Source organism: Micromonospora sp. CNZ280 (assembly GCF_011759515.1).
Genome location: NZ_JAAOYP010000002.1, coordinates 1,152,140 through 1,164,744, shown reverse-complemented (window position 1 = coordinate 1,164,744; position 12,605 = coordinate 1,152,140). Strand labels below are relative to the sequence as shown.

Sequence of the window (12,605 nt, the reverse complement as noted above, 5' to 3'; positions counted from 1 at the left end):
GCTATCCGGTGATCGGTGCGGCGGTGGCGGTAGCGCGGACGGTGAGTGTGTCGAGGCCGAGGATCGGCACGAGGATCCCGGGTCGGGTGACGGTGACGGTGACCCGGACCTCCTCTGCGGTTGCGGTGACGCTGCCCTGCTCGCCCATCTGGTTGAGGAAGGCGGTGGCTGCGGCCTGCGCGGCGGCGGGGTCGATCTGGACCACGCCGTTCTGGCGCAGCGCGCCGAGGTTGAGCTGGTTCGCGCCGGCGCGGGCGGCCTGCTGGGCGATGTCCGTGGCGTGGCCGCGGGCGCTCATGGCGTTGCCGCCTTCGAGGATGGCCCCGGCGAGGACGAGCACAACCAGGATCAGGAACAGGCCGAAGGCCGTGGCGGAGCCACGGTCCCTACTCGCTGCAGGTCGCCGCGCTGCCCGTAGTCGACGCGGGGTCATCGGCCCTCCCACTGCCGCGGGCCGGGCCGGTCAGCGGGTGGCCCGTCCGGTTCGGTGTCCAGCCAGGGATAGTCGTAGCCGCCGACGATCCGGGCGCGTGCCGCGCTGACGACCGCATCGGTTGCCGACGGTGTATCGGCTTGCCGCTCGTCGAGCAGCTGCCACCAGTCGACGGTGACGATGGCGGGTTCGAGGTGGCGGAGGCTGTCCGTTCCCAGCGCAACCGACCGGTAGGTGTCGATGGGGGCGGTGGAGGTCGACGAGGCGGTCATCTGCCCGGGGATGGCGTTCATCATGGCCAGCGTCGACAGGTCAACGGTGCACGTGACGGTGACCGTGACCGACCCGCCGCGCTGCCACCGGCTGGTGTCGACCGCGACCACGAGCTTGGCGCAGGTGATCGATCGGCCGGCCAGGTCGTTCTCGGCGGCTTGCCGGGCGGCCGCGGTCGCTGCGGTGGGGCTTCGTTGCAGGGACGCGGCGCGGGCCGCCGCAGCTGAGGCGGACTCCAGGTCCAGGCGGGAAATGGCGAGTTGGAAAGCTGCCGCGACGACAACGATGGCCACCAGCATGCAGGGAAGGAAGAAGCCGGCCACCTCCACCGACCAGGCGCCGCGGTCGCCGCGCACGGCAGATGCGACAGTGCGGCGGCGCCGGGCTGTGGTCGGCCAGTGGGACATCTAGTTGATCCTCTCCACGGGCACATGAACGGTGACGGTGACCGGGGGACGGAATCCGGGAATGATCGAGGTGGCCGTACCGCGCACGGTGACGGTGACCGTGGTCGCGCTGCGGCCGATGTCGATCCTGGGGTCGTTGAGGGCGCTGCCGACCGCGGAGGCCAGGATGGTGTTGGCGTCGGCCTCACCGGCGGCGACGGTGCCGCCGTATACCCGAGTCTGCTGGGCAGCGTGGTTGGCGGTGTAGCGGGCGCCGAGGGCCGCCAGGCCCCACGTGACCGCTTGGACGCCGATCATCATCGCCAGCAGCATCAGCAGGGTGTAGCCGGCGACCTCGACGGTGACAGCGCCGCGGTCACCGTCGAGCCGTTGCCAGCGTGGCCGTTTCATCAGCTGCCTGTGAAGCCGATGGTGTACGAGAGGTTGTTGAAAAAGGCCTTGAGGTCGTCGCGGAGGATGAGACCGACCGCGCCGACGATGACGATGACCGCCGCGATCCAGAGCATTACCTCGACGGTCTGGGCACCGCGTTCGGGCCGGGTACGCATGGCTGCGCTGCCTTTGGCCAGCAGACGGATGATGGCGTGGTTCATCGGGAGTGCCTCCTTTACCGGGTCAGGCTGGCGCTGATCGCGCCCATCGCCGCGTACAGAAGAAAGATCAGGTAGCCGAGGCCGAACAGCATGATCGGGATGGCCATTTGAGCGCTGTTGGCGTGCGCTCGGCGCTCCAGATTGGCGGTCATCCGCTCCCGCATCGTGCGCGCGACCACGGACATGGTCTCGGCCACCGGTGCCCCGGCAGCGGCCTGTTCCATCGCGGTGGCGAGCTCGGCGAGTTCATCGACGCCGATTTGCGCACCCAGGTCCCGCATCGCAGTCCAGGCATGGATGCGCTGCCGGCCACGGGTCTGGGCTGCGGCGGACAGTTCGCGGCGGATCCGGGTGGCGGCCCAGCCGGACAGCTCGTCCATCGTCTCGTCGAGGGCCTGCTCGACGCCGGCCCCGCCGGACAGGCCGCCGCCGGCGAGGTCCAGCAGAGTCGACAGGGTCTCGCGCATCTCGGCGCGGCGGACCTCGGCTGCGGCGTGTAGCCGACTGTGGGTCAGTCGGACGGCGATCGCGGCGCCGAGCAACGCCAGCCACAGCGGCATTTGCCCGCCGAGTCCCCACAACACCGGAAGCGCGCCGAGGACCAGCATGCCGGCGATCGCGATGACGATCTGCTGGGCCAGGTACTCGGCGGGGTCGCGGTCGAGGATCGCGAGATCCATCAGCGTGCGGTCGCGGGGCAGTCCGAGGTGGCGCAGCGGCGCTGCCAGCGCGACGTCGAGCCGGCGGCGTCGATTGAGCGGGGCGACCGGTGGCCTGGACAGCCGGTCCAGTGCCTCGGTCAGCGCCGGGCGGGGCGGGTTTAGCCCGGAGGCGAACACGGCCACGCCTGCGCCGACCACGCCGCCGGCGGTGACCATGACGGTTAGGGCGTCGCTCATGGCGTCCTCGTCTCCGGATCGTCGTGCAGGACGCGGGCGGGCTCCGGCATGCGGGTCAGCCGCTGCAGCCACACGGCCGCGAGCGTCCAGATCGCGCCGATGATGAGCAGGACCGCTTGCCCGGTGGGGCTGTCGAACGGTTGAAGCAGCGGCCGGTTGAACAGGTACAGGCCGACACCGACGATGACCACGATGACGATCACTAGTCGGGCGCTGGCCTTGGCCTCGGTCCGGGCGGTCTCGACCCGCTGCACTGCGGCGACCCGCTCCCGGACCGCGTGGGCGAGCCATCCGAGCTGGGCGGCGAGGTTGCCGGTGTGGCTGCCAGACGCCTTCCGCAGCGCCGTCGCGACCAGGTCGGCGGCGTGGTGGTCGACGTCGCGTTTGAACCCCGTCATCGCGACTGGCAGCCGCACACCCGCGTCGAGCGCGGCAGCCAGACCGGTCGACTGGGCATGGATCGGGGGCTTGGCGAGGTCGGCGGTGTCCCGGATCGCCTGCTCGATGCCGGCGTACGAACGCAGGCTGCCACGCAGCGCCTCCGTCCACGACGCGATCGCGTCCAGCTTCGCCAACGAGGCCGCCTCGGCCCGGCCTCCGCCGAGCATCGACGGTGCCGCGTTGGTGAACATGGCCGCCAGCAGCGCGGCCACCGGCCAGCGGGTGAACCCGGCGACCAGCGCGCCGACCGCGACCGCAGCCGCCAGCCGGTATCCATTGCGACCGGTGACGAGGCTCCGCAGCCGCGAGGAGGTACCGGACCGGTCCGGCCGTTCGGTACGGCGGATCCCGGTGGCCACCAGCCACACGCCGAAGCCCACCGCGAGTCCGCACAGGACGTTGATGCCGGTCATGCCCTAACGCCCTCCGCCGAGCAGCGTGGCGTCGAATCCGACGTCGAGCAGCTTGTCGATGGTGATGTCACTCAAGCGGCTGGCCGGGACCGCGCGGCGGTCAGGGCCGGGCTTGTAGATCTCGTTCGAGCGGACCTGGGTCGCATCGGCGTCGACAACCTCCCGGACACCGGTGACCACCCGGGTGCCGTCGGCGGTCTTGCCCAGCTGCACCACGACGTGCACGCCGCCGCCGATGAGCTGGTAGGTGACGTCGAACGGCAGCTGTTCCTTGGACTGGCGGGCGTATCCGGCGATCTTCTTGAACGCCTCCCGCGTCGACGATGCGTGGATGGTGGTCATCGACCCGTCGGTGCCCTGGTTCAGCGCGTTGAGCAGCGGGATGACCTCCGGCCCCCGGACCTCGCCGACGATCACCCGGCTGGGGTTCATCCGGGTCGCCCAGCGGACCAGCTGCACCATGTCGATGCCGCCCGAGCCCTCGATGTTCGGGTCGCGGGGCTGCATCGGCACCACGTCCGGGTGGGCGGGATCGGTGTCCAGGCTCAGCTCGTACGGGTCTTCGACCGTGATGATCCGCTCGTACGGCCGGATCGCCGAGCACAACGCCCGCACCATCCTGGTCTTGCCGGTGTCCATGCCGCCCGACACGACGATGTTGAGCCGGGCAATCACCATTGCCTCGAACAGCTGTGCCATCGCCGGCGTCATGGTGCCCAGACCAGCCAGCTCGGCCAATGTCAGCTGCATGAACCGGTGCCGGCGGATCGACACGCACACCCGCTCGGTCACCGACATCACCGCGAACAGCCGCGCCCCACCCGGCAGGCGAAGGTTCAGCCGGGGCAGGCCCGGATCGAACCGCCGCTCTTGAACCCCCAGTGACGCGGCGACCTTGCGCAACGTGTCGGCCAGCTCCTCGTCCGACGACGCGACCGGGCCGACCCGGACCCGCTTGCCGCCGGCGTAGGTGATGAACACATTCTCGGCCCCGTTGACGTCGATGTTTTCGATATCTGGGTCGTCGATCAACGGCTGCAGGTCACCCAGCCCGGTGAAGGCGTCCATCAGCGATCGGCGCAGCTGCTCGCGAACCTCGTCCGGAACCGCCTGCTGGCCGCGCCGCAGCGCGCTCACGGTGTACTCACGGACGACGTCAGTTACCAGGTCCTTGACGAACGCTCCCCGGTCGTCGACCTCACCACGGCGGACCGCTGCGGCCAGCCGATCGGACACCGCGGCGTGCAGTTCGTCGCGCAGCACGGCGACCTGCGCCAGCATCTGGCTCGTTGTCATGGCGTGGCCTCCAACCTCTCCCGCGCGGGTCCTGCAGTGTTCCGCCCCGCGTTGACGGCCTCGGCGGCATCTGACGCAGGCTCGGCGGGCGGACGGTAGGTGAGCGCGAGGCTGCGGGCCGCGGCGAGCAGCGGACGGCGAGTCCAGCCCGCTTCCCGCCGGGCCCCGGGCTGCCCCCACCGGCGGGGCCGCTTGCGCCCGGCGAGGATGTCGGCCGCCAACGGGTCGTGCGGGATCGTGGTCGTGACCTCGATCTGCAAGTAGTCGGCGATCTCGTCGGGCTGGTGTGGGCCGTCGCCGACGAGCACCAGGCGCACGACGGGGCACCGCCGGCGCAGGATTGGCACCCGCATCCGCAGATGCCGCAGTTCCGCCGACACCGGCCGGGCGACCAGCAGCAGTTCGTCGGCCTTGTCGAGGTAGGCAAGCACCGGTGACTGCGGGTCGAGACGGCCGAGATCGGCGAACACTGGCCTGACCGCCGCCAGCTCGCGCAGGACGCCTGGGCCTTTGATCCGCAGCTCCTCGACCGTCGCGGCGGCGGCGTCGCTGGGCGGGGTCAGGATCACATCGGCGCCGACCTGCAGGTGCTGCACGAATTCGGCGCCGTCGCCAATCGGGCCGCCGTAGGCGCCCGATGCCAGGCTCGCCAGTCCCGGCTCGTCGTAGGTGTCCCAGCGGCTGCCCAGATCACCGCCGGCCGCGTCGACCTCCACCACCACTGGCGGGGGCCCGGGGTGTGGCCAGCGGGCCGCCATCGCCACCGCCAAAGTGGTCGCGCCAGGCGAGCCCTTCGCAGAACCGAAACAAAGCAGCATCCCGCGCTCACCGTCCTGGGCTCTGCAGGATCAGCGCGACGTCTCCGGTGGCGGAGGCGATCCGCACCGCCGACTCAGCCGACATCTGCAGCGACACCACGGTGATTCCGGAGCTGTCGGTCAGGTCGACGGCCCTGACGACCGCGGGCGCTTGCGGAGGCGAGTCAACCGCGCCGCCCTGGCGCACGATGACGACGAGAACCGACGCACCAGGTGCCAGCCCTGACGGCGCCCGCCCCGTCTTGACCCCGACGGCGATGACCGACTTGCCCGGCGGGGGGTCGGTCACGGCGCCGAGCTGATCGGAGGTCAACAGCGCGCCGGCGGCGAGCGGGACAGCCGCGGTCCGCCCCACTACCGCGCTCCCCTCGCTCGCGCGCACCACGTGCAGCGCCTGATCGGGAACGATGTGCACCACCCGGAGATCCGCGTCGCTGAGTTGCTTTCCCGCTGTGACCGGACGTGCCATGGCAAGGACGTCGATGCCCGGATCGACCCGCAGCCCGACCACCCCGAACGCCACGGCGCCCAGCACCACCAGCAGCGCGCCGCCTAGCAGGCGGGGAACCGAGCGCCGGCGGCGCGTACCGGGCGCGTCCACGATGGTGCGGGTCTCGGGTGGTGTCCTGCGGGCCGTGGGCCGGGCGGACGTCGCTGTGCTCATCGCCGCGTGCTCCTCATGACTTCGTGTTGACGGCCGAGGCCTCGACCACCTGGACCGGGACGCTCGCGGTCGAGGTGAGATCGGGTTCGCTGCCCGACGTGCCGCCGCCGGACCAGGTGATCCGCCACGTGATCGTCGCGGTCACCGTGTACGTGCCGCCGGCGGCGCTACGCGACGGCGAGGTATAGGTGTGGCCGCAGTCAGGCGACGCACTCGCTGGATTCATGCCCGGCGTCCACGGCGTGCCCTTCCCACAGGTGCGGGAGCCTCCGTCGCCGGTCGACCAGCTCACCCGCGTCGGCGTGCCAACCGCCGTGACCGAGAGCCCTGCAAGACTCGCTGTGGCCCGGCGCGGCGTCCACACCGATTCATCAACCCACATCCACGTCGGCACGTGCACCACCTGACGGGAGCCACTGTCGGGACTGAGCCGGATCTGCGGTGCGGGCAGTCTGAGGTGTTTCACCGCCTCCCGCGCCAACAGTTCGACCCCAGGGTCGGCGCCGAACACTCTGAACCGCACGAAGCTCTCAGGCCAGAAGTTGGTGATCGGGTCACCGCAGGAACCGACGTACCAGTAGTCCGGGGGAGCCACCGGGCCCCCAAGCGCCTCGGCCGCAGCGAGCTCCGTTCCCTCGGCGCGCTTGTACCAACAGCCATCGCCGCCGTACCAACCCTTGCCCGGAATGTTGCACGGGACAGCCCGACTCGAGCCGTCTCGGCACCCCGAGCCGCCACCCCCACCGCCGCCTTCCGACCCTCCAGGTTCCGATATGTTGATGACGCAGGCTGGGTTCGTCGGGTTCGCTATGCAGTTCACCGGGTCACCGAGGCCGGCCTGGGCGGCCACGGCGTCGGGGAGGACGAGTGCAACAGCGACACCTCCTACCGCGAGAAGCCTTCGTATCTGCGGCAGCATGCTTAAACCTCGACTCAGCACGTTCCGACCGATTGGAGGGCGAAGGAGGTCACTCTCCAGGCCCCGTCATCGAGGCGGGACACGGTGGCCTTCGCTGACTGCCGGCCGCCAGGAGTGTCCGCGTAGGGGGACCCGTCCGTTTTGAGCAAACGGGTCTTGGACGTGTCGACGCAGTCCTCGATGTCGACCGTCGGCGGCGACGCATTCGGCCGTACTGTGGTTGCCTTCGGGTGCAGCGTGACGTCGCCCTGGCCCACCAGGCCGTCACGTTGCATGGAGGCCAATCCGTTGACGAAGACCTTCAAGGCGTCTCCTTGGGTGTACTTCGGCAGGTCGGCGTGCTGCGGGTCTGGGATGCGGCTGGCGTCGACGTACGCCCTCCACATGCCCCGGTATGCGTCTAGAGCGGTTGCCGCGCCGGTGCCCGAGGTGGGGGATGGTGGCGAGGAGGCTGGACTGGTCGCAGAGGTAGCCGGCGCCGTGCTCAGGGTCGGCGCAGGGCTGCCCGGGCCACAAGCGACAAGCACCGCAGTTGCGATGGGCAGCAGCGCCAGCTGCGTTGCTGCGTGCCGCCTCTGGCCGGAGCGAATGCGATGCCTGCTGTGCAGCGATGAGGAGTCGAAGGCACTGGCCTGCGTTGCGACGGCGGGCGCGATGAGCCGTGCCGGGTGCTTGAGAAGCGCCATGAAGTCCTCCCATTCGCTTCAATCGACCTACGCCTCTGTATCACCAACGCGGCCTGTCACCTTCCGTATCTACAGCCTTCACCTCCTGCTCGCGGCCATGCGCTTGCCGCTCTGAACGCCCGCCGCTCATACGAGTCGGGCGGCCAGGTGGGCTGCGGATAGGGACTCGCGGGCACCAGCAACTCCATCCATGGATGTGATGGAAACGTGAGTGTCCATCGAGCTGCATCGTATGCACGCCGCCCTCAAGGGTGTCAACTGTTGTGCACGGTCGGATTTGGCGTGTAGATTTGGGCGTGTTGGTTGAAGGAGCTACCCCGTGACGCCCCACGCAGACGGTTCCGCTGGTGAAACGCTGGCCCAGCGGCTGGACAACCTGTTCCTGTCGGTACGCCGGTCGGACGGGCGCGAGTACAGCCACCGCGAGGTCGCTGAGGCGGTAACGGCTGCCGGTGAGCCGATCTCGCACAGTTACATCGGGCAGTTGCGCGCGGGCGACAAGGACAATCCGACGATCAAGCACCTACGCGCGTTGGCGCGCTTCTTCGGCGTACCGGTGGAGTACTTCACCAACGAGGACGTCGCCGCCGATGTCGATCGCGAACTCCGCATGCTCACCGCGCTGAAGGATCTGCAGGTCAAGACGGTCGCACTGCGACGCACGCTCCTGCCCGAGGCTGAGCGGAGCCTGGCTGAGTTGGCGCGGATTGTCGAGGTGATCCGCGAGATTGAGGTTGCACAAGACGGCGAGCGGCAAAGCAGGGAATAGCCGACATGATGGCCGACAGCGGGGGAGCGAGCATGGGAAGGCTTCCCCGGCTGGGTCAGTTCGGTTCGCCATCATTCGCCGGCAATGTGGCGGTTGAGCGATGACGGGACCGGTGGGCGTCGCTGCGCTGGCCTTGCTGTGGGCAGCGGTGATCTACCGGACGTGGCGCCTACCCAGAGGAGCGCGTAGTCCACAGCGGACAGCGCTGTGGTTGGCGATCATGGCTCTGGCGATGGCGGCGACCGTGTTCTACCCGACGGTGTACCGGGCCTTCGACCGCGCCGTCGGAGTGCCCAACCTCGCCGAGCTAGTTGGGCACAGCCTGATCCTGCTGGCAGCATGGCAGGCGCACTCGATCCTCATCTTCCTGATCTACCCGGGACCGGCGGCCCGCCGACGAACCTGGGCACGCGGTGCGCTGGTTGTCGTCAGCGTGGCGGCAATGGCGATCTTCTTCGGCTTGGCGCCGGTCGACCAGGAGGCCCCTCAGACGTTCACCACCGTGTACGCCGAGGCACCGTACATCGTCCCGTACTGGGTGACCTTCCTGGTCGCGGCCAACTACCTGCTCGGTGACATGGTGCGGCTGGTCGCGCGCTACGCTGCCCGCAGCCCTCACGAACACCTGCGTCTCGGACTGCATCTCATCGCCGTTGGCGGCTCGTTCGGAGTTGCCTACTGGTGCTACTGGATCTCGTATCTTGTGGCGCGCAATTCGGGGCTGTCCGTTTCCGCTGACATCCGAACCGCAGGGCGGTCGTGCATGTTCGCCGCTATCGTCTTCTGCGTGCTCGGCTCCACCGTGCCCGCACTGGGACCCCGGGTTGGCCTACCGACTCCGTACGCCTGGCGGGCCGGTCTGCGCGACTACCGCCAGCTCTACCCGTTGTGGCGCGCGCTTGCCACAGCCGCGCCGGAGATCGTGCTCAACCGGCCGCCGCTTTTCGTGGTCGATGTTCGGTTCTGGTTGAATCGGCGGATCATCGAGATCGAGGACGGCTTGCGGCTCCACGGCAGAAACGCACCGCACGCTGGGCAGCCCGGCCCGCAGTCATCGCATCAGCCCGATGGAGACCGAGATCCAGCGGCCGAGGCGGAACTGATCCGGCAAGCCGTAAGGGTCGGACGTCAGCAGGTGGAGACGCCGCGGCCGCCGGCCGGCGAATGTGCGCGGGAAACAACGCTGAGTTACACTGACCGGCTCCGATGGCATCTTGAAGTTGCACGCGCGTACGCGAATCTCGGCCGAGGAGGACGCCGGTCCATGCCGGCGCCGGCCACGCGGCGGTTAGCTACCGGGATAGCTGCACGACAGCGGAAGGAGGTGGATGACGCGACATGACCAGCACGCCGGTTACGACCAGGCGGGCGGCGCGCGCCAAGCTGCGGGCGCTGGGCATCGTCGTACCTTCGCCCTTCACGATCGACGACTTCTGCTCTCAGCTCAGCACGGCGCGGGGTCGCCCGATCCGGATCATTCCGGTCGACCTACCGTCGCGAGCCGCATCGTGCGGAGCCTGGCTCGCGACTGCCAACGCGGACTACGTGTGTGTCGACAGCATCGCGCCGGCCCCGCTGCGCGAGCACATCGTCCTACACGAGCTGAGCCACATCATCTGCGATCACGGCGGCATTCCCATGGCCGAGAGGGTGACGCAGTACGGCCTGTTGGATCCGTCCACGGTGCGGCGGATGCTGGAGCGCACCCTCTACGACAGTGCGGAAGAGCGGGAGGCCGAACTGCTCGCCTCAGAGATCGGATCCCGCATCAACCGCGGTCAGCCCTGGCGCCTCCCCGCCGATGACGGCACCCGACAGATCATCGACGGACTTGCCCTGGTCATGGGCGGAGGATCGTAGTGGCCCGCCCGGCAGTTGGTACGTCAGCCACGACGGCGCCGGACGGTGCCGTCGACCCCGCTCGGTCCTCCGCAGCCCGGCGGCTGGCCCGCGTCGTGACCGAGGCCCTGGCACCGGCAGTGCTCGTCGCTGGCATCTCCCTCGCTGTGGCTTGGCACAGCCGATCAATGGGTTGGGGGATTGTTACGGCCCTTTTCGCCAGCGGAATCCCGATCAGCTACATCGTCCGCGGCATCCGTAAAGGTCACTACCGGGATCACCACGTGTCGGTCCGGGAACGCCGGCCGGCGGTGATCCTGTTCGCGGCGGCGTCGGTCGGCGTGGGCCTTGCTCTCATGATCCTGCTTCGGGCGCCACGCGAGCTTGTCGCGCTGGTCGTCGCGATGCTCGCTGGCCTGGCACTCACCCTCGTTGTGACCAAGTGGTGGGGGAAAGTCAGCTTCCACACGGCAGTGGCGTCGGGCACGGCTACGACGCTCGTTCTCGTGTTCGGGCCGTGGCTCCACCTTGCCTGGCTGGTGGTCGGCCTGATCGCCTGGTCGCGGGTGCGGCTGCGAGAACACACGGTGACCCAGACCGTTATCGGCGCGGTGCTCGGCGCGGCGGCGGCCGGACTGGTCTTCCCCATCGTTCGTTGACGGTCACGGCAGAAGACCGGGCTGGCCGTGGACGGCGTCGAGCGGCCCCGGCTCTCCCTGCTGCCCCGAGTAGGGTTCAGGTGCGCTTCAGCGGCCAGGTCAGTCACGTGGAGATGTCGTATGAGCGGCCGCCGCCGACCCGCTGCGGCCGCCTGGCGTCTCGCCAGCAGACTCAAGACCCTAGACGATGGCGGTGAGAGGAAGTCCGCTCCCGCAGCAATCGGCTGCAGCTTCGGCCCCGTGGACGGAGAGCACTTCCATCACAAGGGACCAACGGGATCGCGGACGTTGCGGAGGCGTTGGGGCGGGCCTCTGGCCGGCGCTCAGCAAGGGCATCAACTGGCACCCGCTGAGAGAGTTGACAATGGTTGGTGAAGCCGGCTGAGGTGCGGCGAGCAACGCTGTAGGCATCGAGAGCTCTCGATCAGCACATAGAGGGCCCCAGCGGGTGGCCGCTGGGGGTCGTGCTTGCTGGGCTGTTTGTCAGTCGCGCCTACGGAACCTGTCGGGCCATCCGATGAACCGCGTGTAGAGGGCGGCCACGTCAACCTCGTTGGGGTTGAGCTTGTTCAGGTCTTCGCAGGCGTCGTAGAGCATCGAGCCGAGGTAGATGCATAGTGCGGTGCGGTCCTGGGCGTACTCAGCTTTCAGTGACAGTCGGGCGTGGGCGCAGGGCCAGGGGGCGGCGCAGGCTCGACACAGCCACAGCGGACGTAGCGGTAGGTGGTCTCTAGGCATGCCTGCCGCCTTGTGATCTGTACGCCTGACCTCGGGTGAGCAGGTTTCCCGTCCAAAGGATCTGCGTCGGTTCGTTCCAGCCTGGCGGCTCGATCCGTGCGGGCGGCTCGGGGATCGGCTCGACGGGCACGGCCTTGTGCTTGTCAGGGCACGTCTTCCACCTCAGCCCACAGGAACAGTCACGGCGGAACCAGCGCCGCCACACGGGCCGATGAACAGGAGCAAGCGGTATCGGTTTGAGGACCCTCCGTATGGGCATGCTCCGACTCTCGCCGAAGGGTTGACGACTCGTCAACCCCTTCGGGCGACCCTTGTTGACGAGTCGTAAAGGGCCCGTGCTGGATGGTCTCGATCGATGACCGAGGACGTGATGGCGATGGCCGAGATTGCGGCTTTCCTCGGTGTGTCCAGGCAGCGAGCTAACACGCTTGCTGACCGTGCGGACTTCCCTAAGCCGATCGCTCACCTGACGGTGGGCCGCGTGTGGGCTACGGCCGACATCCGGGCTTGGGCTGAGCAGCGACGCAGGGACCTTGAGGGCGAAGCGGGCTAGGTGAGGTCGTCGCGCCTGAGCTGCGGAAACGCCAGTCACCTGTCTAACTGGCGTTCTCCGGCCTCATCGCCACCCTGGGCCTGACCACCCAGCTCTATTTCAACGACGACACCCTCACCGCGCATCTAAGGGCAATCGCCGATCAACATCCGGTCGGTGCGAAACATCACCGCCGCCGTCGGCGCCGCGGTCGGTGGCCTCGCCA

General features: G+C 68.9%; 16 protein-coding genes. 4 read left to right on the top strand and 12 right to left on the bottom strand.

The features are described from left to right. Position 1: 1 nt before the first annotated feature. The 11 genes from FHX32_RS20190 to FHX32_RS20140 form a co-directional block, all read right to left on the bottom strand. Positions 2-433, bottom strand: a complete 432-nt coding sequence (locus tag FHX32_RS20190; protein WP_167185243.1) for a pilus assembly protein TadG-related protein — start codon at positions 431-433, stop codon at positions 2-4. Further along, positions 430-1,035: a hypothetical protein gene (locus FHX32_RS20185; RefSeq protein WP_167185239.1), complete on the bottom strand. Its 606-nt coding sequence runs from the start codon at positions 1,033-1,035 to the stop codon at positions 430-432. Before FHX32_RS20185 ends, FHX32_RS20190 begins: the two co-directional genes overlap by 4 nt. A gap of 78 nt (positions 1,036-1,113) precedes the next feature. Continuing rightward, positions 1,114-1,503, bottom strand: a complete 390-nt coding sequence (locus tag FHX32_RS20180; RefSeq protein ID WP_167185236.1) for a TadE family protein — start codon at positions 1,501-1,503, stop codon at positions 1,114-1,116. Then, the gene (locus FHX32_RS20175; RefSeq protein WP_167185232.1) at positions 1,503-1,706 is read right to left on the bottom strand and encodes a hypothetical protein; all 204 of its coding nucleotides are present in this window, start codon (positions 1,704-1,706) and stop codon (positions 1,503-1,505) included. The genes FHX32_RS20180 and FHX32_RS20175 overlap by 1 nt, the downstream gene beginning before the upstream one ends. A gap of 14 nt (positions 1,707-1,720) precedes the next feature. After that, positions 1,721-2,584 (bottom strand): type II secretion system F family protein, encoded by an 864-nt coding sequence (locus FHX32_RS20170; protein WP_167185229.1) that lies wholly within the window; start codon positions 2,582-2,584, stop codon positions 1,721-1,723. Between the two features lie 17 nt (positions 2,585-2,601). Beyond that, positions 2,602-3,459 carry a type II secretion system F family protein gene (locus tag FHX32_RS20165; RefSeq protein WP_167185226.1) on the bottom strand — a complete coding sequence of 286 codons (858 nt, stop codon included), beginning with the start codon at positions 3,457-3,459 and terminating at the stop codon, positions 2,602-2,604. Between the two features lie 3 nt (positions 3,460-3,462). Beyond that, positions 3,463-4,755 (bottom strand): ATPase, T2SS/T4P/T4SS family, encoded by a 1,293-nt coding sequence (locus tag FHX32_RS20160; protein ID WP_167185223.1) that lies wholly within the window; start codon positions 4,753-4,755, stop codon positions 3,463-3,465. After that, entirely contained in the window at positions 4,752-5,471 is a 720-nt protein-coding gene (locus tag FHX32_RS20155; RefSeq protein ID WP_208418905.1) for a P-loop NTPase family protein, read from the bottom strand. Before FHX32_RS20155 ends, FHX32_RS20160 begins: the two co-directional genes overlap by 4 nt. A 109-nt stretch (positions 5,472-5,580) precedes the next feature. Continuing rightward, on the bottom strand, positions 5,581-6,174 hold the full coding sequence (locus tag FHX32_RS20150; protein WP_167185217.1) for an SAF domain-containing protein: 594 nt from the start codon (positions 6,172-6,174) through the stop codon (positions 5,581-5,583). 76 nt (positions 6,175-6,250) lie between these two features. Next, positions 6,251-6,832, bottom strand: a complete 582-nt coding sequence (locus tag FHX32_RS20145) for a hypothetical protein (RefSeq protein WP_167185214.1) — start codon at positions 6,830-6,832, stop codon at positions 6,251-6,253. A 338-nt stretch (positions 6,833-7,170) separates the two neighbouring features. Beyond that, entirely contained in the window at positions 7,171-7,461 is a 291-nt protein-coding gene (locus FHX32_RS20140) for a hypothetical protein (protein ID WP_167185211.1), read from the bottom strand. 700 nt (positions 7,462-8,161) lie between these two features. On the opposite strand from FHX32_RS20140, the gene FHX32_RS20135 reads away from it, so the two are divergent. The 4 genes from FHX32_RS20135 to FHX32_RS20120 all read left to right on the top strand — a co-directional run bounded on the left by FHX32_RS20135 (position 8,162) and on the right by FHX32_RS20120 (position 11,109). Then, positions 8,162-8,611 (top strand): helix-turn-helix domain-containing protein, encoded by a 450-nt coding sequence (locus FHX32_RS20135; RefSeq protein WP_208418904.1) that lies wholly within the window; start codon positions 8,162-8,164, stop codon positions 8,609-8,611. Between the two features lie 100 nt (positions 8,612-8,711). Then, entirely contained in the window at positions 8,712-9,953 is a 1,242-nt protein-coding gene (locus FHX32_RS20130) for an MAB_1171c family putative transporter (protein ID WP_486481203.1), read from the top strand. Further along, positions 9,950-10,471: a hypothetical protein gene (locus FHX32_RS20125; RefSeq protein ID WP_167185203.1), complete on the top strand. Its 522-nt coding sequence runs from the start codon at positions 9,950-9,952 to the stop codon at positions 10,469-10,471. Before FHX32_RS20130 ends, FHX32_RS20125 begins: the two co-directional genes overlap by 4 nt. Positions 10,472-10,566: 95 nt before the next feature. Further along, the gene (locus tag FHX32_RS20120; protein ID WP_208418903.1) at positions 10,567-11,109 is read left to right on the top strand and encodes a phosphatase PAP2 family protein; all 543 of its coding nucleotides are present in this window, start codon (positions 10,567-10,569) and stop codon (positions 11,107-11,109) included. A gap of 483 nt (positions 11,110-11,592) precedes the next feature. On the opposite strand, the gene FHX32_RS20115 is transcribed toward FHX32_RS20120, so the two are convergent. Continuing rightward, on the bottom strand, positions 11,593-11,847 hold the full coding sequence (locus tag FHX32_RS20115; protein ID WP_167185201.1) for a hypothetical protein: 255 nt from the start codon (positions 11,845-11,847) through the stop codon (positions 11,593-11,595). Positions 11,848-12,605 lie beyond the last annotated feature (758 nt).